The sequence below is a fragment of the Pseudarthrobacter sp. Pseusp20 genome, from assembly GCF_059492155.1.
The window spans coordinates 2603266-2626110 of sequence record NZ_CP168521.1; the positions used below are offsets into that span (position 1 = coordinate 2603266).

General features: G+C 66.1%; 20 protein-coding genes. 6 read left to right on the plus strand and 14 right to left on the minus strand.

The genetic code is table 11. The features are described 5' to 3' along the window. Positions 1 to 41: 41 nt before the first annotated feature. Positions 42 to 1496 carry a dipeptidase gene (locus tag ACEN9K_RS12000; protein WP_134164722.1) on the minus strand — a complete coding sequence of 485 codons (1455 nt, stop codon included), beginning with the start codon at positions 1494 to 1496 and terminating at the stop codon, positions 42 to 44. A gap of 92 nt (positions 1497 to 1588) precedes the next feature. Between ACEN9K_RS12000 and ACEN9K_RS12005 the strand changes: the two genes are divergently transcribed. Next, positions 1589 to 2191: a DUF3043 domain-containing protein gene (locus tag ACEN9K_RS12005; protein ID WP_018771080.1), complete on the plus strand. Its 603-nt coding sequence runs from the start codon at positions 1589 to 1591 to the stop codon at positions 2189 to 2191. Between the two features lie 97 nt (positions 2192 to 2288). Here the strand turns inward: ACEN9K_RS12005 and ACEN9K_RS12010 are convergent, their stop codons facing one another. After that, positions 2289 to 3359, minus strand: a complete 1071-nt coding sequence (locus ACEN9K_RS12010; RefSeq protein WP_018769262.1) for a quinone-dependent dihydroorotate dehydrogenase — start codon at positions 3357 to 3359, stop codon at positions 2289 to 2291. A 136-nt stretch (positions 3360 to 3495) separates the two neighbouring features. On the opposite strand from ACEN9K_RS12010, the gene ACEN9K_RS12015 reads away from it, so the two are divergent. Next, positions 3496 to 4455: an alpha/beta hydrolase gene (locus tag ACEN9K_RS12015; RefSeq protein WP_495634460.1), complete on the plus strand. Its 960-nt coding sequence runs from the start codon at positions 3496 to 3498 to the stop codon at positions 4453 to 4455. A 2-nt stretch (positions 4456 to 4457) separates the two neighbouring features. Here ACEN9K_RS12015 and ACEN9K_RS12020 read toward each other — a convergent pair whose 3' ends face one another. From ACEN9K_RS12020 to leuA, 3 genes are all read right to left on the minus strand, one after another. Beyond that, positions 4458 to 5303, minus strand: a complete 846-nt coding sequence (locus ACEN9K_RS12020; RefSeq protein ID WP_056390408.1) for an isoprenyl transferase — start codon at positions 5301 to 5303, stop codon at positions 4458 to 4460. Positions 5304 to 5305: 2 nt separating this feature from the next. Continuing rightward, positions 5306 to 6058: a DNA repair protein RecO gene (gene recO, locus ACEN9K_RS12025; protein WP_018769265.1), complete on the minus strand. Its 753-nt coding sequence runs from the start codon at positions 6056 to 6058 to the stop codon at positions 5306 to 5308. 85 nt (positions 6059 to 6143) lie between these two features. Beyond that, complete coding sequence (gene leuA, locus ACEN9K_RS12030) at positions 6144 to 7883, minus strand: 2-isopropylmalate synthase (protein ID WP_018769266.1); 1740 nt, start codon at positions 7881 to 7883, stop codon at positions 6144 to 6146. Between the two features lie 252 nt (positions 7884 to 8135). Here leuA and ACEN9K_RS12035 point away from each other — a divergent pair, with 252 nt between their 5' ends. Beyond that, positions 8136 to 10088: a M13 family metallopeptidase gene (locus ACEN9K_RS12035; protein WP_495634461.1), complete on the plus strand. Its 1953-nt coding sequence runs from the start codon at positions 8136 to 8138 to the stop codon at positions 10086 to 10088. A 100-nt stretch (positions 10089 to 10188) separates the two neighbouring features. Here ACEN9K_RS12035 and ACEN9K_RS12040 read toward each other — a convergent pair whose 3' ends face one another. The 5 genes from ACEN9K_RS12040 to ACEN9K_RS12060 form a co-directional block, all read right to left on the minus strand. Then, positions 10189 to 11775 carry an LCP family protein gene (locus ACEN9K_RS12040; RefSeq protein WP_142072833.1) on the minus strand — a complete coding sequence of 529 codons (1587 nt, stop codon included), beginning with the start codon at positions 11773 to 11775 and terminating at the stop codon, positions 10189 to 10191. A gap of 97 nt (positions 11776 to 11872) precedes the next feature. Next, positions 11873 to 12832, minus strand: a complete 960-nt coding sequence (gene era, locus ACEN9K_RS12045) for a GTPase Era (protein WP_018769269.1) — start codon at positions 12830 to 12832, stop codon at positions 11873 to 11875. Beyond that, a complete protein-coding gene (locus ACEN9K_RS12050) occupies positions 12816 to 14147 on the minus strand; it encodes a hemolysin family protein (RefSeq protein WP_495634462.1) in 1332 nt (443 codons plus the stop codon). Before ACEN9K_RS12050 ends, era begins: the two co-directional genes overlap by 17 nt. Further along, on the minus strand, positions 14144 to 14617 hold the full coding sequence (gene ybeY, locus ACEN9K_RS12055) for an rRNA maturation RNase YbeY (RefSeq protein ID WP_488314598.1): 474 nt from the start codon (positions 14615 to 14617) through the stop codon (positions 14144 to 14146). The genes ACEN9K_RS12050 and ybeY overlap by 4 nt, the downstream gene beginning before the upstream one ends. Next, positions 14614 to 15702 carry a PhoH family protein gene (locus ACEN9K_RS12060; protein ID WP_144599755.1) on the minus strand — a complete coding sequence of 363 codons (1089 nt, stop codon included), beginning with the start codon at positions 15700 to 15702 and terminating at the stop codon, positions 14614 to 14616. The genes ybeY and ACEN9K_RS12060 overlap by 4 nt, the downstream gene beginning before the upstream one ends. A 406-nt stretch (positions 15703 to 16108) precedes the next feature. On the opposite strand from ACEN9K_RS12060, the gene ACEN9K_RS12065 reads away from it, so the two are divergent. Next, the gene (locus ACEN9K_RS12065) at positions 16109 to 17026 is read left to right on the plus strand and encodes a GerMN domain-containing protein (protein ID WP_018769273.1); all 918 of its coding nucleotides are present in this window, start codon (positions 16109 to 16111) and stop codon (positions 17024 to 17026) included. Here the strand turns inward: ACEN9K_RS12065 and ACEN9K_RS12070 are convergent. The 3 genes from ACEN9K_RS12070 to hrcA form a co-directional block, all read right to left on the minus strand. Then, a complete protein-coding gene (locus tag ACEN9K_RS12070) occupies positions 17013 to 17792 on the minus strand; it encodes a 16S rRNA (uracil(1498)-N(3))-methyltransferase (RefSeq protein ID WP_144599756.1) in 780 nt (259 codons plus the stop codon). The two genes, ACEN9K_RS12065 and ACEN9K_RS12070, sit on opposite strands and share 14 nt — an antisense overlap. Positions 17793 to 17794: 2 nt before the next feature. Further along, a complete protein-coding gene (gene dnaJ, locus ACEN9K_RS12075) occupies positions 17795 to 18922 on the minus strand; it encodes a molecular chaperone DnaJ (protein ID WP_018769275.1) in 1128 nt (375 codons plus the stop codon). Positions 18923 to 19009: 87 nt separating this feature from the next. Further along, complete coding sequence (gene hrcA / locus ACEN9K_RS12080; RefSeq protein WP_018769276.1) at positions 19010 to 20023, minus strand: heat-inducible transcriptional repressor HrcA; 1014 nt, start codon at positions 20021 to 20023, stop codon at positions 19010 to 19012. Positions 20024 to 20194: 171 nt separating this feature from the next. On the opposite strand from hrcA, the gene ACEN9K_RS12085 reads away from it, so the two are divergent. Beyond that, positions 20195 to 21046 (plus strand): DUF3097 domain-containing protein, encoded by an 852-nt coding sequence (locus ACEN9K_RS12085; RefSeq protein WP_056390420.1) that lies wholly within the window; start codon positions 20195 to 20197, stop codon positions 21044 to 21046. A 119-nt stretch (positions 21047 to 21165) separates the two neighbouring features. Continuing rightward, on the plus strand, positions 21166 to 21576 hold the full coding sequence (locus ACEN9K_RS12090; protein WP_018769278.1) for a DUF4870 domain-containing protein: 411 nt from the start codon (positions 21166 to 21168) through the stop codon (positions 21574 to 21576). A 23-nt stretch (positions 21577 to 21599) separates the two neighbouring features. Here the strand turns inward: ACEN9K_RS12090 and hemW are convergent, their stop codons facing one another. Then, positions 21600 to 22829 (minus strand): radical SAM family heme chaperone HemW, encoded by a 1230-nt coding sequence (gene hemW, locus ACEN9K_RS12095; protein ID WP_495634463.1) that lies wholly within the window; start codon positions 22827 to 22829, stop codon positions 21600 to 21602. Between the last annotated feature and the right edge of the window lie 16 nt (positions 22830 to 22845).

Consider the following 22845-nt stretch of genomic DNA (forward strand, 5'->3'; position numbering starts at 1 on the left):
CCCTGACAGCCGCCTGCCCGGCGTTCACGACGGAAGGCCCATCACTTGCCGGCTGAAAGGCCTTCACTGTTCAGCCGCGCGAGCATGAGGGCCTCGGCCAGGATGGCGTTGCGGAAGTCACCGATGTGCAGGGACTCGTTGGCACTGTGTGCCCGTGAATCCGGGTCTTCCACGCCCGTCACCAGGATTTGCGCTTCGGGGTACAGGTCCGTCAGGTCGGCAATGAACGGGATGGAACCGCCGATTCCGGTTTCGACGGCGGGAACTCCCCAGGCCTCGCCCAGGGCCCACATCGCAACCGTTGCCGCAGCAGAGGAAGTGTCCGTCCGGAACGGATTGCCTGCCTCCCCCGGAGTGAAGACGACCTTCGCACCAAATGGGGCGTTGGCCTCCACGTGGCGGCGGACCGCCTCCATGGCCTCCGCGGGAACCTGGCCCGGCGCCAGCCGCAGGCTGAACTTTGCCCGTGCGCGCGGAAGGAGGGTGTTGGAGGCAACGTCCACGGCGGGTGCGTCGAAGCCGATGATTGACAATGCCGGCTTGGACCACAGCCGCGAGGCGATGCTTCCCGTTCCAGCCAGCCGGACGCCGTCGAGCACGGAGGCATCGGCGCGGTAATCCGCCTCCGGCATGTCGACCCCGGCCGTGTCGCTGGACACCAGGCCCTCAATGGCCACGTTCCCATCCGTGTCGTGAAGGGTGGCGATCAGGCGGGACAGCAGGGTGGGGGCATCCAGCACCGGGCCGCCGTACATGCCGGAATGCACCGCATGGTCAAGGACCTGCACCTCAATCGTGCCATCCACGAGCCCACGCAGGCTGGTGGTCAGGGCAGGTGCGCCGACCTTCCAGTTGCTGGAGTCGGCCACCACAATGACGTCTGCGCGGAGCAGCTCGCGGTTCGCCTCCAGGAATGTCCGGAACGTGGGCGATCCTGCTTCCTCCTCCCCCTCGATGAAGAAGGTGACGCCCAGCCCCAGGGAATCGGCGAGGACTTCCGAAACGGCTGCGTAAGCAGCAATGTGTGCCATGATGCCGGCTTTGTCGTCAGCGGCGCCGCGGCCGTAGAGGCGGCCGTCCTTCTCGACGGCGGTAAACGGCGTTGTTTCCCACAGGGACTCGTCCCCCACCGGCTGGACGTCATGGTGGGCGTAAAGCAGGATGGTCGGTTTTCCTTTTGCGGCAGGCCGGCGGGCGACGACGGCCGGCCCGCCTGGCGTGCCGTCGGCCTTGTTGACGGACAGGACCTGGACCCCGCCGATCCCCACACCCCGGAGGAGTTCGGCGACGGCCTCCGCGCTGCGCTCCAGTGGCATGCGGTCGAAGCTTGGCCAGGCGATGCCCGGGATGGCCACGAGGTCCTTGAGACGTGCCAAAGTTTGATCGAAGGAACGGTCCACCGCAGCACGGAGATCTTCCGTCCTGCCGATGGCCTCAGGGCCTGGTCCTGATGTTCCGGTGGTGCTGTGCGGGGTGGCCGCGGGTGATGAAGTCATGGCCAAAACATTACCCCCGTCACATTCCGCGGCCTGCCGCCGCAGACGCGGGGGCAGGCAGCGGGCGGGCTGCTGCAAGGTATTCTGTTCTGGTGTTCGGACGTAGAAAAGAAGCGCCCTCGGCGCAGGAAACCATAGACCAGCAGGCAGCGGAGACGGCGGCGCGGCAGAACAGTGCCGCGGGCAAGGGTGCCCCTACCCCCACCCGGAAGGCCCAGGAAGCTGCCCGCAAGCGCCCGCTCGTGCCTGAGGACCGCAAGGCGTCCAAGGCTGCCGAACGCCAGGCCATCCAGGACCAGCGCCTCAAGATGCGGCGGGCCATGGACACCGGCGACGAGAAGTTCCTGCCGCTGCGCGACAAGGGTCCGCAGAAACGGTTTGCCCGCGACTTTGTGGATGCGCGGTTCAACCTTGGCGAATACCTGATGTTCGGCGCCCTGGTCTTTGTGCTGGTTTCCCTGGTGGTCCCGGCCTCCAGCGACATGATGATTTACGTCCTGGGCGCTTTCTGGGTCATGTTCCTGGCAGTCTTCGTGGACGTCTTCATTCTGTCGCGCAAGCTCCGCAAGCGGCTGGCGGAAAAGTTCGGCGAGGTGGAGCGCGGTACTGTCTGGTACGGCTCCATGCGGTCCCTGCAGTTCCGGAAACTGCGGCTGCCCAAGCCCCAGGTCCAGCGCGGACAGTACCCTGCCTGACCCTGCATCCACTTAAGAACGAAAAGCCCGGCGGTGTTCCGCCGGGCTTTTCGTTTTTATCGGGATCCGCTTTCCCGCAGCAACCTGCCTGCAGCGCCTAGGAGCGGCGGTTCTTTGCCAACTGCTTGTTGATCCGTGCCGCCCAGAACGGTCCTTCGTAAAGGAACGCGGTGTAGCCCTGCACCAGGGTTGCACCGGCGTCCAGCCTTTCCTGGACGTCCCGGGCCGACTCCACGCCGCCAACGGACACCAAGGTCAGGGCGTCGCCCGTAGCGTTCCTGAGCCGCTTCAGCACCTCCAGCGAACGCTGCTTCAATGGTGCACCGGAGAGGCCGCCGGCTCCGCACTTCGCCACCTCTTCTGCCGGCGAGGACAGTCCTGAACGACCAATGGTGGTGTTGGTGGCGATGATGCCGTCCAGCTTCAGGTCGAGGGCAAGGCGCGCGACGTCGTCGATGTCCTCATCGCTGAGGTCCGGGGCAATCTTGACCAGCAGGGGCACATGCCGGCCCGCGGCCCGGTCCGCTTCCTGCCCCACGGCTGTCAGGAGCGGCCGGAGCGTCTCCACGTCCTGGAGCAACCGCAGGCCCGGGGTGTTGGGGGAACTGACGTTTACCACCAAATAGTCGGCGGCAGGCGCCAGGCTGCGGGCGCTCACCAGGTAGTCGTCCACGGCATCGGCCAGTTCCACCACCTTGGTTTTGCCGATATTGACGCCGATGACCGGACGAACCTCCGGGTACCGCCGCTGGAGCGCGGCGCGTGCTGCCCTGAGCCGGGGTGCAACGGCGGAGGCGCCGTCGTTGTTGAATCCCATCCGGTTGATGACGGCCCGGTCCTGGACCAGGCGGAACAAGCGCGGCTTTTCGTTGCCGGGCTGCGCCTGGCCGGTGATGGTGCCCACTTCAATGTGTCCGAATCCAAGCTCCGTGAGGGCCTCGATGCCGTGCCCTTCCTTGTCGAAGCCGGCAGCCAGCCCGAACGGTGACGGAAAGGTGACGCCAAAGGCTGTGGTCTGGAGCGACGGCGCCGGAGCAGTCAGTTTCCGCAGGACTCTCCCCGCACCGGAAGAATGTGCGAGCCGTATCCCCTTGAATCCGATCTTGTGGGCGCGCTCGGCGTCCATCCATGAAAAGGCCAGCCTGAAGAAAGTGGGATAAACGCGCATGCCTCCAGTTTCCCGTCTCCGGGGGCGCCGCACCAAAACGGAGACGCCGCAGTTCGGACAGCACAGTTCGGAAAGCGCATTTCGGGCGCCGCAGTTCGGACAGCGCGGTCCGGTGTGCCGGTTTAGCATGATGGGCATGCAGTGGCAGCAGGACATCCTGGGCGGTGACTTCGAGTCACACTCCTTCGCGGCCACCGGACGTGACGGGGTTGAACGGAGGGCAACGCTGGTGCGCGTCCGGCCATCTCCCGACAGGGACCCTGCCGGCGGCAGCCGCCGGGCCGTGCTCTTCCTGCACGGTTGGAGCGATTATTTCTTCAACGTGGACCTGGCACGGTTCTGGGCTGCGGCCGGCTACGACTTCTATGCCCTGGACATGCACAACCACGGACGAAGCCTTCGTCCGGAAGCACCGGGCGGGTACGTGGCCGACCTCGCCGCCTACGACGCTGAAATCGAAGAGGCAATCCGCATCATCCGGGATGCAGGCGCACCGGGTCCCCTGGCCCTGATGGGCCACTCCACGGGCGGCCTGGTGGCAGCCCTGTGGACCACCCGCCATCCGGAAGCTGTTTCGCTGCTGATCCTCAACAGTCCATGGCTGGAAATGCACGGCAGTCCGCTGGTGCGGCGCGCTGCATCCAGCATGGTGCGCCCCTTGGCCCGCTTCCGCCCTGAGATGGTCCTCCGGCTGCCGGAACGCGGCCACTACTGGCGGACCATCAGCAGCTCTGCCGAGGGCGAGTGGCCGCTTGACGAGCGGTACCGCCCCCGCATGGCCTTTCCGGTGCGCGCCGGCTGGCTTAGGGCGGTGCTCGCCGGGCAGGCGAAGGTGGCCCGCGGCCTGGGGATCCAGGCGCCGATCCTGGTACTGCTTTCCAAGGGCAGCGCGAACGGGCTCCTCTGGTCCGAGGAAATGCGCCGCACCGACGCGGTCCTGGACGTCAACACCATCAGCGCCAGGGCCCTCACCCTGGGCCGCACCGTAACCGTGGAGCGGATCGACGGCGCGCTGCACGACGTCTTCCTGTCACCCGAACCGGTCCGGGCCGATGCCTACAGGCGGCTGGCCCGCTGGTTGCGGGCGTATGGATGAAGCTATTCCGCCGGGGCAGCGGGCGCCGAGGGAGCAGCGGCGGCGTCCACGGCGCCACCGTACCGGCGGTCCCGCCTGGCATACTCCTCGACGGCGGCCCAGAGCGTGCGCCTGTCCACATCCGGCCACAGCGTGTCCATGAACACGAACTCCGCGTAGGCCGACTGCCAGAGCATGAAGTTGGACAGCCGCTGCTCCCCCGAGCTGCGCAGGAACAGGTCCACGTCAGGCAGGTCGGGCTCGTCCAGGTACTTCTGGATGGTCCGCTCGGTAATGGCGCCAGGCTTCAACTTGCCTGCCGCCACATCGGCGGCAATCGCTGAGACCGCGTCAGTGATCTCTGCCCTGCCGCCGTAATTAACACACATGGTCAAGTTACAGGTGGTGTTGGCCGCCGTGAACTCTTCGGCTTCCTCCAACTCACGGATGACCGAACCCCACAGCCGCGGCCGGCGCCCCGCCCAGCGGACCCGCACGCCCCAGTCGTCCAACTGGTTCCGCTGCCTTCGCAGCACATCCTTGTTAAATCCCATCAGGAAGCGGACTTCCTCAGGCGACCTGCGCCAGTTTTCCGTGGAGAACGCGTACACGCTGACGTACTCGATGCCCAGTTCGATGGCCCCTGCCATGACATCGAGCAGCGCCGGCTCCCCTGCCTTGTGCCCCTCGATCCGCGGCAATCCCCGCTGGTTGGCCCAGCGGCCGTTGCCGTCCATGACGATGGCCACGTGCCGGGGAATGAATTCAGCCGGAATAGTGGGTGCCACCGCGCCGGACGGGTGCGGGTACGGCGCCACCACGGGATGCGTGCGCCGGCGCGGTGCGTTGTTCTTTTTTCCCAGGGCCACTGTCAGCTACGCTCCACATGTTTGAGAGATTTCAGTACTCGTTCCAGATGCCACTGCAGGTACGCGGCCACCAGGCCCGCTGCTTCCTTGCGATGCTGCGGCAGGGAAGCATCCGCCGTCGTCCAGTCCCCGGTCAGCAGCGCTGCCAGCAGCGTCACGGTCTCTGCAGCGGGTGCGGGGGAACCGGGCGGCCGGCACTGTGCACAAACCATGCCGCCAAGGGGCGCGGAGAAGGCCGTGTGCGGGCCCGGCATGCCGCAGCGGGAGCAGTCCGTGAAACTGGGCGCCCACCCGCCGGTGGCAAGGGCGCGCAGAAGGTAGGAGTCCAGGATGAGGCCAGCCGCATGTTCGTTGCGGCTCAGCGCAGCGAGGGCGCCCACCAGCAGGTTGTATTGTGCGGTACCGGCCTCGCCGTCGACGTCCGTCAGTTTCTCAGCCGTCTCCGTCATGGCGGCGGCCACCGTATACCTGCCGTAGTCCGCGGCGATGCTTCCGCCGTATGCACCCTTTGCCACGGCCTGCGTGACGATGTCCAGCGTCCGCCCTGACACCAACTGGAGATCGGCCACCATGAAGGGCTCAAGCCGGGCACCGAAACGGCTGCTGGTGCGGCGCACTCCCTTGGCGACGGCACGGACCTGCCCGTGGTGCTTCGTCAGGAGTGTGATGATCCGGTCCGCCTCGCCCAGCTTGTGGGTACGGAGCACTACGGCGTCGTCCCGGTACGCCCGGGAGGCAAAAGAGTGTTGGACCACGCTCTATCTTCCCATCCTGCCCGGCAGCTCGCTGCAAGGCCACGGTGGTGCCTCCGGTGGAAACCGGCGGCACCACCGGCGGGTATCAGGCCTGGGCGTCCCGGATGGCGCGGTTGACCGCGGAGATCACGGCCTTGAGGGAGGACATGCTGGTGTTGGCATCGATGCCTACACCCCACAGCACCCGCTCCCCCACCGCGCATTCGACGTAGGCCGCGGCCATGGCGTTGCCGCCTTCGGACAACGCGTGTTCGCTGTAGTCCAGCACGCGGACATCCACGCCGTCCTCATGCAGGATGTTCAGCAGGGCCGCAATGGGGCCGTTGCCGGTGCCGGTGCGGCTGACCTGGGCACCATCGATGGTGAGCGACGCGTGCAGCGTCATGCCGCCGTCGGCGTCTGTTTCCGTCTTGACGGCCCCCAGCGAGTAGCGGCCCCACTGCCCGTCGGCCCGGCCGGACGGCAGGTATTCGTCCTGGAAGATCTGCCACAGCTGCGCGCCGCTGACTTCCCCGCCCACGGTGTCGGTGCGGCGCTGGATGACGCCGGAGAATTCGATCTGCGCGCGGCGCGGCAGGTCCAGGCTGTGCTCGTTCTTCAGCAGGTAGGCCACGCCGCCCTTGCCGGACTGGGAGTTCACCCGGATGACGGCCTCGTAGCTGCGGCCCAGGTCCTTGGGATCCACGGGGAGGTACGGAACCTGCCAGGTGAAGTCGTCCACGGGCTTGCCGGCTGCTGCAGCATCGCGCTCCAGCGCTTCGAAGCCCTTCTTGATGGCGTCCTGGTGGGAGCCGGAGAAGGCGGTGAACACCAGGTCGCCGCCGTACGGCGAACGTTCCGGGACGGGCAGCTGGTTGCAGTACTCCACGGTGCGCCGGACGTCGTCGATGTTGGAGAAGTCGATCATGGGGTCGATGCCCTGGACGAACAGGTTCAGGCCCAGCGTCACCAGGTCCACGTTTCCTGTGCGTTCGCCGTTCCCGAAGAGGCAGCCCTCGATGCGGTCGGCGCCTGCCATGTAGCCCAGCTCGGCGGCGGCGACGCCGGTTCCGCGGTCGTTGTGCGGGTGCAGGGACAGGATGATGCCGTCCCGAGGGTGCAGGTGCCGGCTCATCCACTCGATGGAATCGGCGTAGACGTTGGGCGTGGCCATTTCCACCGTGGCGGGCAGGTTGATGATCACCTGCCGGTCGGCGGACGCTTCAAAGACATCGGCGACGGCGTTGCACACCCGGACGGCGTACTCGAGCTCCGTACCCGTGAAGGACTCCGGGGAGTACTCGTAGGTCACGTGCGTGTCCACGAGTGTTTCCTCGTACTTCTTGCACAGGCGGGCACCCTGCAGTGCGATGTCCAGGATGCCGTCCTCGTCCTGGTTGAAGACCACGCGCCGCTGCAGCACGGACGTGGAGTTGTAGAGGTGGACGATGGCCTGCTTGGCACCCACCAGGGACTCGTAGGTCCGTTCGATGAGGTGTTCCCGCGCCTGCGTCAGGACCTGGATGGTGACGTCGTCCGGGATGTGGTTGCCCTCGATGAGCTGGCGGACAAAGTCGAAGTCCGTCTGGGAAGCGGACGGGAAACCGACCTCGATTTCCTTGTAGCCCATGCGGACCAGCAGGTCGAACATCTTCATCTTGCGCGCCGGGCTCATGGGATCGATCAGGGCCTGGTTTCCGTCGCGCAGGTCCACCGCGCACCACCGCGGGGCCTTGGTGATGATCTTGTCCGGCCAGGTGCGGTCCGGCAGTTCAACCTTGATCAGGTCCTGGAAGGGCGTGTACCGGTGGGCGGGCATTCCGGAGGGCTTTTGTGCGTTACGCATGATGTTCGTGGCCTTTTCTATCGATCTTCAGTGAAAGGGTGGCCGGGCAACACAAACTCCGCAGCGAGGGTGGGCCGTGCGCTAGATAGCGTCTGTGGCCTCGCCGCGGCAGCTAAGGAGAAGGAGCTCTGCACGCACTCTTTGAGCGTAACACGGGTGCGTAAGATGAAAGGGCACTACCGTCCGTAAAGTCCAGCATGCAGACGCCTCCGGTGGTCAGCCGGACGCAGGCGTTCCAGCAAAGGAGTTGCAGTGCCCATTTCGGGGATCGATCTGTCCACCATTGATCACACAGTCCGGCCTCAGGACGACCTTTACCAACATGTCAACGGCGCCTGGTTGAAAGCCACCGAAATTCCGGACGACCGGCCCCTGGAGGGAACCTTCACCGCTCTTCGCGACGGGTCCGAAATCGCTGTCCGGGACATCATCGAGGAGGCGGCGGCCAAGGGCGCGGACGCCAGCGGGATCGAACGGAAGATCGGCGGCCTCTACAACAGCTTCATGGACGAAGCGACGGTGGAAGGCAAGGGCATGGAGCCGATCCGCGGGCGGCTCGGCGACGTGTTCGCCACGGGCTCGGTAGCTGACCTCATCGCACTGGCGGGCCGGTTGTTCCGTGCGGACGTGGGCGGGCTTTTCTACATCTACCCGGCCCCCGATGCGGGGAACCCTGACCGGGTCCTGTTGTACACCGGGCAGGGTGGCCTGGGCCTTCCCGACGAGTCGTACTACCGGGAAGAGAAGTTCGCACCCATCGTGGCGGCCTACACCGCGCACGTGCAGAAAATGTTTGAACTGGCCGGGGTGGCCGATCCCCATGGTGCGGCCGGGCGGGTTGTCGAACTGGAGACGAAGCTCGCGTCCCACCACTGGGACAATGTCACCCTCCGGGATCCGCAAAAGACCTACAACCTGAAGACGGCGGAGGAAGCCAATGCGCTGTTCCCCCTCCTGGCCACGTGGTTCGACGCCGCGGGAATCGACGCAGACAAGCGTACGGAAATCGTGGTGAGCACCCCTGACTTCTTCACCGGTGCCGCCGGCCTCCTGGACGAAGTTCCGGTGGCAACGTGGCAGGAGTGGCTGGCCATGCGCGTCATCAGCGCCGCTGCACCTTATCTGTCGGCAGCCTTTGTGGACGCCAATTTCGCGTTTTACGGCACCACGATCAGCGGCACGCCCCGCAACAAGGACCGGTGGAAGCGCGGCGTTGGCGTCGTCGAAGCCGCCCTTGGTGAAGCTGTGGGCCAGATCTACGTGGCCCGCCATTTCCCCGAATCGCACAAGGCACGGATGCAGACCCTGGTGGCCAACCTTATCGAGGCCTACCGCCGCAGCATTAATGACGTTGCATGGATGGGCGGGGACACCAAGGCCGAGGCCCTCCGGAAGCTGGAGGCCTTCCGGGCCAAGATCGGCTACCCGGACGAGTGGATTGACTACTCAGCCGTGGAGATCGACCCCGAGGACCTCCTGGGGAACGTCGAACGCGCCCACAATGCCGACGTCGACAGGCACCTGGATGAGGTGGGCAAGCCGGTGGACCGGAACAAGTGGCTGATGACGCCGCAGACGGTTAACGCCTACTACCACCCGATGATGAACGAAATCGTGTTCCCGGCAGCGATCCTGCAGCCGCCCTTCTTCACCGCCGACGCGGACGACGCCGTGAACTACGGCGGCATTGGCGCCGTCATCGGCCACGAGATCGGGCATGGCTTTGATGACCAGGGCTCACAGTTCGACGGCGGCGGAGCGCTCCGCAACTGGTGGACGGACCAGGACCGCCAGGCTTTTGAGGCGCTGACGGCGCGGCTTGTGGCCCAGTTCAATGCGCTCTCCCCCGCTGCAGCGCCCGGACACCACGTCAACGGACGCCTGACATTGGGCGAAAATATTGGTGACCTGGCAGGCCTGACCATTGCCTACAAGGCCTACCAGATCAGCCTGGACGGTAAGGAACCGGAGGTCCTGGACGGGCTGACCGGTGAACAGCGCTTCTTCGCTTCCTGGGCAGCAGGCTGGCGCCAGGTCATCCGGCAGGAGGAGGCCATCCGACGCCTTGCCACCGATCCCCACTCCCCCAACGAGTTCCGGACCAACGCGATCGCCAGGAACCTGGATCCGTTCCACGAAGCGTTCGACGTCACCGAGGAGGACGGCATGTGGATGCCGCCCGCCGAGCGGGTCAGCATCTGGTAGCCGCATAACAGAAATGGGCCCCGCCGTTGCCGGCGGGGCCCATTTTGTTGCCTGCCGGAGGTACTGCTGCCTGCAGCTGTACCACCGGCAGGCAACGTCGCTACCGGCGCACGATCAGTTCGGGATTCGCCTGCTGGCAGACCTTGTCCCCGGCGGTCTGGTTGACGATGTCCTGGGGCAATGCTGCGGCAGGACTGCCGGCCTCATAGGCGGTGCCGGTGGTGAAGTCGCTGCCGAGGTAAACCTGTACGCCGGTCACGCCGGGAGCCGGAATCATCAGGGTGGCAGGAATCCCCAGCATGGCAGCGACATCTGCTGCCACGTCATCGAAGCCGTTGCCGTAATACACTGCCGTCTTGGCCACGGGCTGGGCCAGGAACTGGCCTGTCTGGGCGAAGCCGCCGGACACCAATGCCTGGACGATTTCCTGGGCGCGGCCTGCGACGCCGCTTCCGTTGGCGACGGTTACGGGCTGGATGGCCTTGTTGTAGGGCGGCACCGGCGGGGCTGTCTCAGTAGGGGCCGCGGACGGGGTTGCCGATTCAGTGGGTGACGGCGTGGTGGGCGCGGTGGGGTCGGTGAGGTCCACGTTCTTCCGCATTGCCGAGAAGAGCTGTGCGCCCGCTGGTTCGGCGATGACCAGCCGGTTGGGATCGATGGGTGCCGGCGTGGTGGGCACCGCGACAAACGCGACCTTGCCGATGTCGATGTTCTTGAGCCGGTTGCCGATCGTCAGCAGGGTGGGGACAGAGGCAAGGCCGTCATCCACTGTCAGGTTCTGGGTTACGACGTCCGCGATCTTCAGCATCTTCGCGGGATCGGACAGGGTTCCATCGTCCTTGATCTTGCGGGTCAGCGCCGAGAGGAAGCCCTGTTGCGCCTTGATGCGGCCAAGGTCGCCGCCGTCGGCAAAGGCGTGGCGGGTGCGGAGGAAGGCAAGCGCCATCTCGCCCTGCACGGTCGAGGTTCCGGCCGGCAGCCGCAGCCGGGAATCAGGATCGTAGACGGCGTCGCTGATGCAGACTTCCACACCACCCACGGCGTTGGAAAGTTCCTTCACGGCGTTGAAGTCGGCCATCATGAAGTGGTCCACCTGCATGCCGGTGAGCTTGTTGACGGTATCCACGGCGCAGCCGATGCCGGCCTCGCTCATGGCCTCATTGATCATGACGCCGGTGCGGGCAGGATAGTCCTTGCCGGTCTTCTTGTCCTTGCAGTCAGGAATGTCCACCAGCAGGTCGCGCGGAAAGCTGATGACGTTGACGCGCTTGTTGTCCTCGGAGATGTCCATCAGCATCATCACGTCCGACTTGCCATAGCCCGTGGAATCGTCGGCTGTGCCATATTGCGAGTTTTTTCCGTCGCGGGTGTCCGAGCCGAGGATCAGGATCTGCAGCCGGCCCGTGGCATCGTTCCCGGGGGATTCGGTGCTTTCGCCGCCGGCATTCAGCGGCGCCTTGGAGATGTTGTTCTGCAGCCGGAGGAACCAAAAACCGGCAAAGGCGATCCCGGCCACGAGGACCAGCGCCATGACACCCGTGACGGCTTTGAGCCAGATGGGCATCCCGCGCAGCGTACCGAGGTGCCGGGCGGCACCTACGGCGCCGCCGTTCGCGTGGCGGGATACCGGTCCCGGTCCGGCTGACAGGTCAGCCTCGTTGTCGCGTTTGTCGCGGCCTCGACCCACGTCGTGAACCTTCCTCTAAATACAGAATCCGGTCCATTTTAGTGGTCCAGCCTGGAAAACTTGCCTGCCGCACTCCTGCGAACGTTCTTTTCGTGGATCAGAAACCCAGCTTGACCAGCTGTTTCGGGTCGCGCTGCCAGTCCTTGGCCACCTTGACGTGGAGGTCCAGGTAGATGCGCGTGCCCAGGAGGGCTTCGATGCCTTTGCGGGCGTTGGTCCCGACTTCACGCAACCGGCTGCCGCCCTTGCCGATGATGATGGCCTTCTGGGACGGCCGCTCGACATAGAGGTTGACGCGCACATCAAGCAGGGGGCTGTCGTCAGGCCGGTCCTCCCGGGGAACGATTTCCTCCACCACCACGGCCAGGGAATGGGGAAGCTCGTCCCGGACACCCTCAAGGGCAGCTTCGCGGATCAGTTCCGCCACCATGACTGCCTCGGGCTCATCCGTCAGTTCGCCGTCCGGGTACAACGGGGGCGACGGCGGCATGTGGCTGATCAGCACGTCGGCGACTGTTTCCACCTGGAAGCCGTCAGTGGCGGATACCGGAACGATGTCCTTCCAGCCGTCCTCCCCCATTACTTCGCGGCCCAGGGCCGCCACCGCAAGGAGCTGTTCGGTGAGCGCCTGCTTGTCCACGAGGTCAGTTTTGGTGACGATGGCGATCACCGGTTTGCGGCCGACGGCGGCAAGCTGGGCGGCGATGAACCTGTCGCCGGGGCCGATTTTCTCGTTGGCCGGCAGGCAGAATCCGATGGCGTCCACCTCGGCGAGGGTATCCGCGACGAGGTCGTTCAGGCGCTTGCCGAGCAGGGTGCGGGGACGGTGCAGGCCCGGAGTATCCACCAGGATCAGCTGGGCGTCCTCGCGGTGCACGATGCCCCGGATGGTGTGCCGCGTGGTCTGCGGTTTGGCGGACGTGATGGCCACCTTCTTGCCCACCAGCGCGTTGGTCAGGGTGGACTTGCCCGCATTGGGCCTGCCGACGAGCACCGAAAATCCGGCGCGGAATCCGCCGAAGTCGTCCGTGGCCGCAGCCTTATTTTTCTTGCTCACGTGGAACTCCCTGCTGGGTTGCTTCGGCCTCTTCCAGGAGGCCTTCAAGGTCAGTCTCTACTCTTGGTACCGGCGCCGCAATGATGTGGCTGACCCGGTTCCGCCGGCCTTCAAGCCGGTCCGCACGCAGCGATACGCCCTGCACTTCCACGCTGCTGCCCACGATCGGGACGCGGCCAAGTGCCTTGGCGAGGAGGCCGCCCACGGTGTCCACCTCGTCGTCGTCGATTTCCAGGTCGAAGAGCTCGCCGAGATCGTCGATGCCCATCCGGGCACTGACCCGGTAGGAACCGTCCCCCAGCGCGACGGCTTCCGCGCTCTCGGTGTCATATTCGTCGACGATCTCGCCGACGATCTCCTCGATCAGGTCCTCGAGGGTTACCAGTCCGGCGGTGCCGCCGTATTCGTCGATCACGATCGCAACGTGCGTGGACTCCTTCTGCAGTTCACGCAGGAGGTCGCTCACAGGCTTGGACTCCGGCACGTAGCGCACCTCGCGGGCCAGCGACTCGACCAGCGGCGGCTCCTGGTCCGCACGGAGCTGGTGGATCACTGCAGCAACGTCCTTGAGGTACACGATGCCAAGGATGTGGTCAGTGTTCTCGTTGATGACCGGGATCCGCGAGTATCCGGACCGCAGGAACAGGGACATCGCCTGGTGCAGGCTGGACCCGGCGTCAATGCTGACGATGTCCGTCCTGGGAACCATGACGGCGCGCACCAGGGTGTCGCCGAAGTCGAAGACCGACTGGATCATCTCCGCTTCGGTGTCCTCGATCATGTCGGACTCGCTGGCACGGTCCACCAGTTCCCGGAACTCCTGTTCGCTGAAGAACGCATCGTCGCCGCCCGGCGCCCCGGGGGCCGCCGAACTTCCCAACGCCACCAGCCAGCCGGGAATCGGTCCCAGCACGCTGGTGAGGAACCGGACCATCGGGGCAGTGAAGCGGACAACGGCAGTGGAGTGCAGCCTGCCCAGCTGGCGGGGCGAAACGCCCACGATCACGAACCCAAGAAGGGCCATGATGCCGGTGGCCACCAGGCCGGCAAGCCACACGTTGGCCAGCAGGCTGGAGATCAGGACGGCGACGGCCACCGCGGAGGCCATCTCGAACCACACCCGCCAGAAGCGCAGCGCCCGGGTGTGGGCCACGGGCTCGGCAAGGATGCGCCGCATGGCGGTGCCGCGGCTCCTGTGCAGAGCATCTTCGGCGTCGTGCCGGGGAAGGAAACTGAAGGCGGCCTCGGCCGCTGTCAGCAGGGCCGCGACGGCAAGGAAAACCAATGCCACCGCGACCAGGAGCAGTTGCGTCACTGGGTCGTCTCTGCAGGTGCTTCTTTGCCCGTGAAGCCGGACAGGAGTTCTCGCTGGAGCCCGAACATCTCTGCCTTCTCCTCCGGTTCGGCATGGTCATAGCCCAGCAGGTGAAGGATGCCGTGTGTGGCCAGCAGCAGCATCTCGTCCTGCAGCGAGTGGCCGGCGTTCCGGGCCTGCACCTTTGCAACCTGCGGGCAGATGGCAATGTCACCCAGCATGCCCTGCGGGGTGGGCCGGTCGGGCGTCCCCGGGGTCAATTCGTCCATGGGAACCGAGAGCACGTCGGTGGCACCCGGTTCGTCCATCAGTTCAATGTGCAGCTTCTCCATGGCCGGCTCATCCACGAGGAGGATGGAAAGTTCGGCCTGCGGATGAATGTAGAGCTGCTCAAAAATGTACCGCGCCAGTGCCACGAGCTCCGACTCCTCCACCTGGACGCCGGACTCGTTGTTCACCTCGATGCTCACGCGTGTTCCCCCCGTTTTTCCCGGCCGGCTGAATGCTTGAGCCGGCTCCGCTGGGCTTCATCCCAGATGCTGTACGCGTTGACGATGTCCCCGACCAGCCGGTGCCGCACCACGTCGGCGGCATCCAGGACCGAGAAGCTCACGCCGTCGATTCCCTGCAGGATTTCCTCAACGATCCGCAGCCCGGAACGCGTCCCAAACGGCAGGTCCACCTGGGTGACGTCTCCGGTGACCACCATCTTGGATCCGAAACCGAGCCGGGTGAGGAACATCTTCATCTGTTCCGGCGTGGTGTTCTGCGCCTCGTCAAGGATGATGAAGGCGTCGTTAAGCGTCCGGCCGCGCATGTAGGCCAGGGGTGCCACTTCAATGGTGCCGGCCGCCATCAGGCGCGGAATGGATTCGGGGTCCATCATGTCGTGCAGGGCGTCGTAGAGCGGCCGGAGGTAGGGGTCGATCTTGTCGCTGAGCGTGCCGGGGAGGAAACCAAGCCGCTCCCCCGCTTCCACCGCGGGGCGGGTCAGGATGATCCGGCTGACCTCTTTTTGCTGCAGCGCCTGGACGGCTTTTGCCATGGCCAGGTACGTCTTGCCGGTGCCGGCCGGACCAATGCCGAAGATCACGGTGTTGGCGTCGATGGCGTCAACATAGTTCTTCTGGTTCAGCGTCTTGGGCCGGATGGTCCTGCCGCGGCTGGAGAGGATGTCGTGGGTGAGCACATCCACGGGATTCTGCAGTGACTGCGTGCGCAGGAGGGACACCAGCTGCTGCAGCACAGCAGGAGTGATGACCGTGCCGCGGGCCACCAGGCCACGGACTTCCTGCAGGAGCCGCATTATCCGGGGAACATCACCGGCGGGGCCGTTGATGGACAGTTCATTACCCCGGGCATGGAAGTTGACGGCCGGGAACTGCTCTTCGATGAACCGCAACGCCTCGTCATGGCTGCCGAGTGATTGAACCATCTGGTCGGAGTTCTCAAAGAGGACTACTTCAGTCCGGGTGCCGGGCAGGGAGTGCGGGAATTCACCCGGACTGCCTTCGCCCGTATTGAGCCGGCGCTTACCATTTGCTGATTCAGTCATGGTGCTGGCCCGCAGGCCCGTGGTCCCCTCGAAGATCGACATCTATGTTTGCGTTCGCTGATGCCGGCGCCCGTTGGACGGTGCTCCTGGCCCCAGCGATCCCTTTATCTTACGCCAGCGCGGGGCCGGGCCGGATACCAGGCCGCCATGGAGCAGCGGCTGCAACCCGTCCGGAGGGTGCCGGGACGTCCTTAGGTATCAACTTCATATCGGCCTCATATCGTTCCCGTTGCAGTTGTGCCCGCGGAGGCGAAGAGCGGCGGGGCGGCCGCGCCGCTGTGCAATGCTGGAAATCCAGCATCTGCTGGAACACCAGGCCGCCAGGGGGGATCGGCCCGCCACGCCAGGAAAGGACAAGGGCAGGACAGTGCCGGAAACCTCTGCGCCCGAAAGGGCAGGACGACCGATGGGCCGTCTGCGCCCCGCCGTCCTTGCAGGAATCCTGGTCCTGGTTCCGGTCCTTGCGGGCTGCACGGCCGAGGGCGGCCCCTCACCCACCGGCACCATCGCCTCGGTGCCGGCAACGGGCGGCACCATGCCGGACACGCTGTCCACCAGCGCCCCGCTGGAAACCGCACAGTCCTCCAACAAGGCGCCGGTCTACTGGATCGGCCGCAGCGGCGGGAACATCTTTCTTTACCGGGAATTCCGCGACGTCCCTGAACAGGAGAACCCGGTCACCCGCGCCCTGCGGGCCATGATGTCCGAGAAGCCGCTGGACCCTGACTTCTTCACGCCCTGGCAGAACCCGGACAAACTTGCCACCTCAATCTCCGGCAAGGACGTCATCACCGTCGACGTCTCCTCGGACGCTTTCAACAGCAACCTCGATGCCGACATGGCTGCCCGGGCCATCCAGCAGCTGATCTACACGGCAACCGCTGCCGCCGCCAGTTCGGGCCTGATCGACACCGGCCAGCAGATCCGGGTCCGGATCCTCGTGGACGGCCACACGGACTACGTGGCCTTCGGCAAAGTGCAGCTCGGGGCCCTGATGACCCGCGCCGCGGGCCTGGTGGCGCCCGTCTGGATCATTGATCCCCAGGAGAACGCCGAAGTGCCCGGCGGGAGCGTGAAGATTACCGGCCGCAGCACATCGCCCGGGGCGAAGCTCCGCTGGCAGATCCTGCAGTCTACGGACGGCGGCAGCAAAGCACCGTTCCTGGCGGGTGAAACCACGGCTGCGTCCGAACAGGGGCAGGCCGGCGTCTTCACCCTGGCCCTGAATCTTCCGCCGGGCGATTACATGCTGCGGGTGGCCCAGGCCGGCTCCGGCGGGGAACCGGACCGGAACGAGGACACGAGGTCCTTTAAGGTCCGGTAGCCGTCCACCGGCCAAGGACGTCGCTGGCAAGCACGACGGCGGCCGGGCCGGCCGTGGAGGACCGCAGGACATGGTGCCCCAGGAGGGCGGTCACGGCGCCCTTATCGCAGAGTTTCGTTACCTCCCGCTGGCTGATGCCGCCCTCCGGACCGACGATGAGCAGGATTTCCCGGGGTCCGGAGCCTGCTTTCCCTTGCCATGCTTCAAGGACGGTGCGCAGCGGCCGAACTGCGTCCTCATGCAGGATGACAGCGAGGTCGGCAGCTTCCACGGCAGCGGAAAGCCCGGCAGTGTCGACGGCGGACCGCACTTCGGGGATCCAGGCGCGCCGTGCCTGCTTGGCGGCCGCGGCCACTGAGGATTCCCATTTGGCATGGGCCCGGGCTGCGCGGTCGCCCTTCCAGCGGACGATTGACCGTTCGGACTGCCAGGGTATGACGGCGTCGATGCCCAGTTCCGTGGCCGTCTCGATGGCCAGCTCATCGCGGTCCCCCTTGGCTAGGGCCTGTACCAGCACCAGCCGGACGTCCGGCCTGTCTTCAACGGTCAGCGTCCCGCATTCCACTTCGAGTGCGGAGGGAGCGGCGGACACCACCTTCCCGGTCATCCGGGTGCCGGCGCCGTCGACGATGTCCACCGCTTCGCCGGGAGACAGCCGTTTGACGGTGACGGCATGCCGCGCCTCCGCCCCGTCGAGGACAAAGAGTTGGCCGGCCGCCATCCCGGCCAGCGAACCGGGGGGCGTGAAGAAGACGGGGTTGCTCACCGCTACAGGTTACCGAGCCGGTCCCGGAGCTTGGCGAACATGCCGCCGCTGGCAGCGAGCTTGCCCTCGGTGATCTGTTCACCACGGAGCTTGGCCAGTTGGCGCAGGAGGTCCTCCTGCGCGGGGTCGAGCTTGGCCGGGGTGTCCACCTGGAGGTGGACCTTCAGGTCGCCGCGGCCGTAGCCCCTCAGGTGGGTGACGCCGAGGCCGCGCAGGGTGATGATCTCCCCCGACTGGGTACCGGGCTTGACGTCGATCTCCTGCGTGCCGTCGAAGGTTTCCAGGCTGACATCCGTGCCCAGGGCGGCTGCCGTCATGGGGATGTGCAGGGTGGCGTGCAGGTCGTCGCCCTCCCGCACGTAGGTAGCGTCATTGTTGACGCGGATCTCCACGTACAGGTCGCCGGCCGGACCGCCCGCGGGGCCAGCCTCGCCCTGGCCGGAGAGCTGGATCCGGGTTCCGGTGGCCACACCGGCAGGGACCTTGATGGTCAGCGACCGGCGGCTGCGGATACGGCCCTGGCCGCTGCACTCGTTGCAGGGATCCTTGATGACGGTGCCGAAACCTTCGCAGGTGCCGCAGGGGGCGGCCGTCATGACCTGGCCGAGGATGGAGCGGACGGCCCGCTGGACCTGTCCGCTGCCGCCGCAGATGTCGCAGCGTTCCGGATGGGTGCCGGGGCGGCAACAGGATCCGTCACAGGTGGGGCAGACCACGGCGGTGTCCACTTCGAGTTTCTTGTTCACGCCGAATACGGCGTCGCGGAGGTCGATCCGTACGCTGATCAGGGCATCCTGGCCGCGGCGGATACGGGAAGCGGGACCGGACGTGCCGCCGGCGCCGAAGAAGGTGTCGAAAATGTCCTGGAACGCGAAGCCCTGGCCCGCGTAGCCTGCGCCGCCGAAACCGTTGTCGGTGCCGTTCTCATTGCCGGTGGTGTCGTAGATCCGGCGCTTCTGGGGGTCCGAAAGCACCTCGTAGGCGTGAGTTACTGCCTTGAACCGTTCCGATGCGTCCGCACCGGGGTTTACGTCCGGGTGTAGGGTGCGGGCCAGCTTGCGGTAGGCCTTTTTGATTTCTTCACCCGTCGCTTCGGGTGAGACTCCAAGGACGTCATAGTGGCTGCTCAAAGTTCGTATCTCTTCCTTGTTGTACTGCGTTCAGTTGGGCGGCCCAGCTCTTGCTTTCCGGCCGAAGCGCGCTCCGGCGGCCAAGAGTCAGGGCCCCAAAATCCTGGAAAGGTAGCGCGCCACTGCCCTGACGGCGGCCATGGTGGTGGGGTAATCCATCCGGGTGGGCCCGAGGATGCCTACTTTCGCCGAGCTGTCCGGACCGTAGGCAGTGGCCACCACGGAGGCCTCGGCAAGGCCGTCGTACGGGTTCTCCCGTCCGATGCTGACAGCGACGCCGCGGTGGTCCTGGGCCATTTCGCTCAGCAGCCGCAGCATCACCACCTGTTCCTCCAGCGCCTCGAGCACCGGGCCGATGCTGAGGGGGAAGTCGACGTTGGACCTGGCCAGGTTGGCGGTGCCGGCCATGACCATCCGGTCCTCCCGGCTGTTTTGCGCCAGGCCCTCCAGCCCGAGCGCCAATGCGTGTGCCGCCTGCCGCTGCGGGTGCGGGGTGGCGGCGACGACGGCGGGCAGCGCCTGGGCCAGTTGGCGCAGCGGTGTTCCGCCCAGTGCACCGAGGAACCGGGTGCGCAGTTCAGCCAGTGCGTCGTCGCCAAGGTCCTGCCCGACGTCGATCACCCGCTGCTCCACCTTGCCGCTGTTGGCGATCAGGACGACGAGGACCTTGCGCGGGGCGAGCAGGACGAATTCGATGTGCCGGACCAGTGCCCTGCTCAGGTGCGGATACTGCACCACGGCAACCTGGTTGGTCAGCTGCGACAGCAGCCGGACGGTCCTCTCCAGCACGTCGTCGAGGTCGTCCGCGCCTTCGAGCAGGGACTGGATGGCGCGGCGTTCGGCGGCCGAGAGCGGCTTGACAGCCGAGATTTGATCCACAAAGAGCCGGTAGCCCTTGTCCGTGGGAATCCGGCCGGCACTGGTGTGCGGGGCGGTGATCAGCCCCTCGTCCTCCAGTGCGGCCATGTCATTGCGGATGGTGGCGCTGGAAACACCAAGATGATGCCGCTCCACCAGGGCCTTGGACCCAACCGGCTCGCGGGAGTGGACGTAGTCCTCCACGATGGCCCGCAGTACTTCCAGCTTGCGTGGCTCGCTCACTCTCCACCTCCATCCATGGTTCGGGGCGCATGCCCCTCCCGATGCAACCCAGGGTTAGCACTCGACATGCCTAAGTGCTAACAGTCTATTATGCCTCGGCCCGTTGTTAGCATTGGTACCGCTCCGGGCGAAATTGCGGAGTTGAACACTAGCGCTAGGCGGATCAAATCCATGGATTACCGGAACTGGGGCCCACGCGGCATATCCGCTCCCGCACGGACGGAACTGCCTGAGGTCCCCGTGGAGCGCGGCATGGTGCTCGAGGAAGTGCAGTCAGGCTGGGTGGGTGCCGTGACCCGGGTGGAGAAATCCGGCGGCATGCATGTGGTGGCGCTGGAGGACCGCAGGGGAAAATCGCGTTCCTTCCGCCTTGGGTTCGGCTTCCTCCTGGAGGGCCGGCCGATCCGGCTGATGCCACCCGCCCCCCGGCCGGCCGCTGCCGGTCCCGCGGCGGGCAGGACGGCCTCGGGGTCCGTTCGGGTCGCCGGACAACGCGCCCAGGTGGCCAAGGCCAGCCGGATCTGGGTGGAAGGCAAGCACGACGCCGAACTGGTGGAAAAGGTCTGGGGAGACGACCTCCGGGTGGAGGGCATCGTCGTCGAGCCCCTGCACGGCATTGACGACCTTGCCGCAGCCGTCGCGGACTTCAGGCCGGGGCCCGGCCGCCGTCTTGGCGTCCTGGTGGACCACCTGGTTCCTGACTCCAAGGAGTCCCGCATCGCGGATGCCGTCATGGCCTCCCCGGGCGCCGCAGGCAACGTCCTGATCGTCGGTCACCCCTACGTGGACGTCTGGCAGGCGATCCGGCCCGCTGTCCTTGGCATCGACAAATGGCCTGCCGTGCCCCGCGGGCAGGACTGGAAGACGGGGATCCTGAAAGCCTTCGGCTGGCCCCACGCCACCAAGGAAGATGTCGGCCTGGGATGGCAGAAGCTGCTGGGCGCCGTGCGCACGTACGCGGACCTCGAAGCGTCGCTGCTGGGCAGGGTCGAGGAAGTCATCGATTTCCTGACCGTGCCGTGAAGGGCGGACGGCGTCCCGGGAACCAGTATTCTTGGTAGTGCGGTTCCTTGTTTCCTGAGGCACTGCGCACCGCGCCGGAATTGTAGTCAGCACCACTTGCACCTTCGAAGGAACAGACTGTGGCAGAAAACGCACGTGATCACAGGGACGGCCAGGGCCGTTCCGAGTACCATGGCGTCCCCGCCAACGCCCTGCCGCTTACGGCCAGCGAAGACCGCCAGTGGGCGACGCTGGCGCACTTCGGCGGGATCCTGGGGTGCGTCCCCTCGCTGCTGATCTACTTGATCTTCCGTGACCGCGGGCCATTTACCGCCCAGGAATCCAAGGAAGCGCTGAACTTCAGCCTGCCGCCCACCATCGCCGCGGTGCTGGCCAACATCCTGGTGTTCGTCCCCTACGTCGGGAACATCTTCGCGGTCATTGCCACGCTGATCTGGGTGGCGCTCACGTGCTTCTCCGTCGCGGCAGGGATCCATGTCAACCGGGGCCAGCCGCACCGCTACCAGTACAACCTGCGCTGGATCAAGTAAGGGCAACTGCCCGCGGGCCGGCTCTAGTCCGGCAGGATGCGGCGGACCACTGCGTCTGCCAGGAGCCTGCCCTTGAGGGTCAGGACCAGGCGTCCGCGGAATGCGGCAGCAGGATCAACCAGGCCGGCTGCGATCAGTCCGGCCACCTCGTGGCGTCCCCCGGCACTCAGCGTTGAGACATCCAGTCCCGACTGGAGGCGGGCCTCCAGCATGACCCGCTCCAGGTTCCTTGTTTCCGCGTCCAGGGTTTCCCTGCCGGCGGCGGGCGAAAGCCCCTGCGACAGCCGGTTCGCGTAAGCGGACGGGTGCTTGACGTTCCACCAGCGGACCCCGCCCATGTGTGAGTGCGCGCCCGGGCCGATGCCCCACCAGTCGTCACCCCGCCAGTAGGCGAGGTTGTGGCGGCAGGCCTGCTCCGGAGTCCGCGCCCAGTTGCTGACCTCGTACCAGCCAAGTCCGGCTTCGGTGATCAGCTGGTCGGCGAGCTCGTACTTGTCGGCGTGGTCGTCGTCGTCGATTCCCGGGACTTCGCCGCGGCGCATCTGCGCGGCCAGCTTGGTGCCCTCCTCAACGATCAGCGCGTAGGCGCTGATGTGGTCCGGCCCGTAGGAAAGCGCCGTTTCGAGGGAGTGCCGCCAGTCGGCCAGCGACTCCCCCGGAGTCCCGTAAATCAGGTCCAGGCTGACAGCCAGCCCTGCCTCGCGCGCCCACTGCACCACCTGCGGCACCCGGCTGGGCGTATGGGTCCGGTCCAGCACCTTGAGCACGTGCGGAACAGCGGACTGCATCCCAAAGGACACCCTGGTGAACCCGGCGTCCTTGAGGACGGCAAGGGACTCCGGCGTGACGGAATCGGGGTTGGCTTCGGTGGTGACCTCGGCGCCGTCGTCAATGCCCCATTGGTCGACGGCGGCCCGGAGGATCAGGGCGAGGTCATCGGCGGGCAGCAGCGTGGGCGTGCCGCCGCCAAAGAAGACGGTGCTGAGCTTCCGGTCCGGCAGCCCTGAACGTGACAGCACAGCAGCCGCCAGCGACACCTCGGACACGGCGGTCTGGGCGTATGCGTCCTGGGACGCTCCGCCGCCAAGTTCCGTGGCGGTGTAGGTGTTGAAGTCGCAGTAGCCGCAGCGCACAGCGCAGAACGGGATGTGGACGTACAACCCGAAAGCCCGGGCCGCCGCACCGTCCGCTGCCTGGGCAGGCAGCAGACCGTCCGACGGCGCCGGGTCGCCGAGGGGAAGAACGCTGGGCATCAGCGGGTCCCCCGCT

Bases quoted from the DNA above. Each gene is read 5' to 3' on its own strand.
- ACEN9K_RS12000 (WP_134164722.1), bottom strand. From the start codon at position 1,496: ATGACTTCATCACCCGCGGCCACCCCGCACAGCACCACCGGAACATCA.
- ACEN9K_RS12010 (WP_018769262.1), bottom strand. From the start codon at position 3,359: ATGCGCGTTTATCCCACTTTCTTCAGGCTGGCCTTTTCATGGATGGAC.
- ACEN9K_RS12015 (WP_495634460.1), top strand. From the start codon at position 3,496: ATGCAGTGGCAGCAGGACATCCTGGGCGGTGACTTCGAGTCACACTCC.
- leuA (WP_018769266.1), bottom strand. From the start codon at position 7,883: ATGCGTAACGCACAAAAGCCCTCCGGAATGCCCGCCCACCGGTACACG.
- ACEN9K_RS12060 (WP_144599755.1), bottom strand. From the start codon at position 15,702: ATGACTGAATCAGCAAATGGTAAGCGCCGGCTCAATACGGGCGAAGGC.
- ACEN9K_RS12065 (WP_018769273.1), top strand. From the start codon at position 16,109: ATGGGCCGTCTGCGCCCCGCCGTCCTTGCAGGAATCCTGGTCCTGGTT.
- ACEN9K_RS12085 (WP_056390420.1), top strand. From the start codon at position 20,195: ATGGATTACCGGAACTGGGGCCCACGCGGCATATCCGCTCCCGCACGG.
- hemW (WP_495634463.1), bottom strand. From the start codon at position 22,829: ATGCCCAGCGTTCTTCCCCTCGGCGACCCGGCGCCGTCGGACGGTCTG.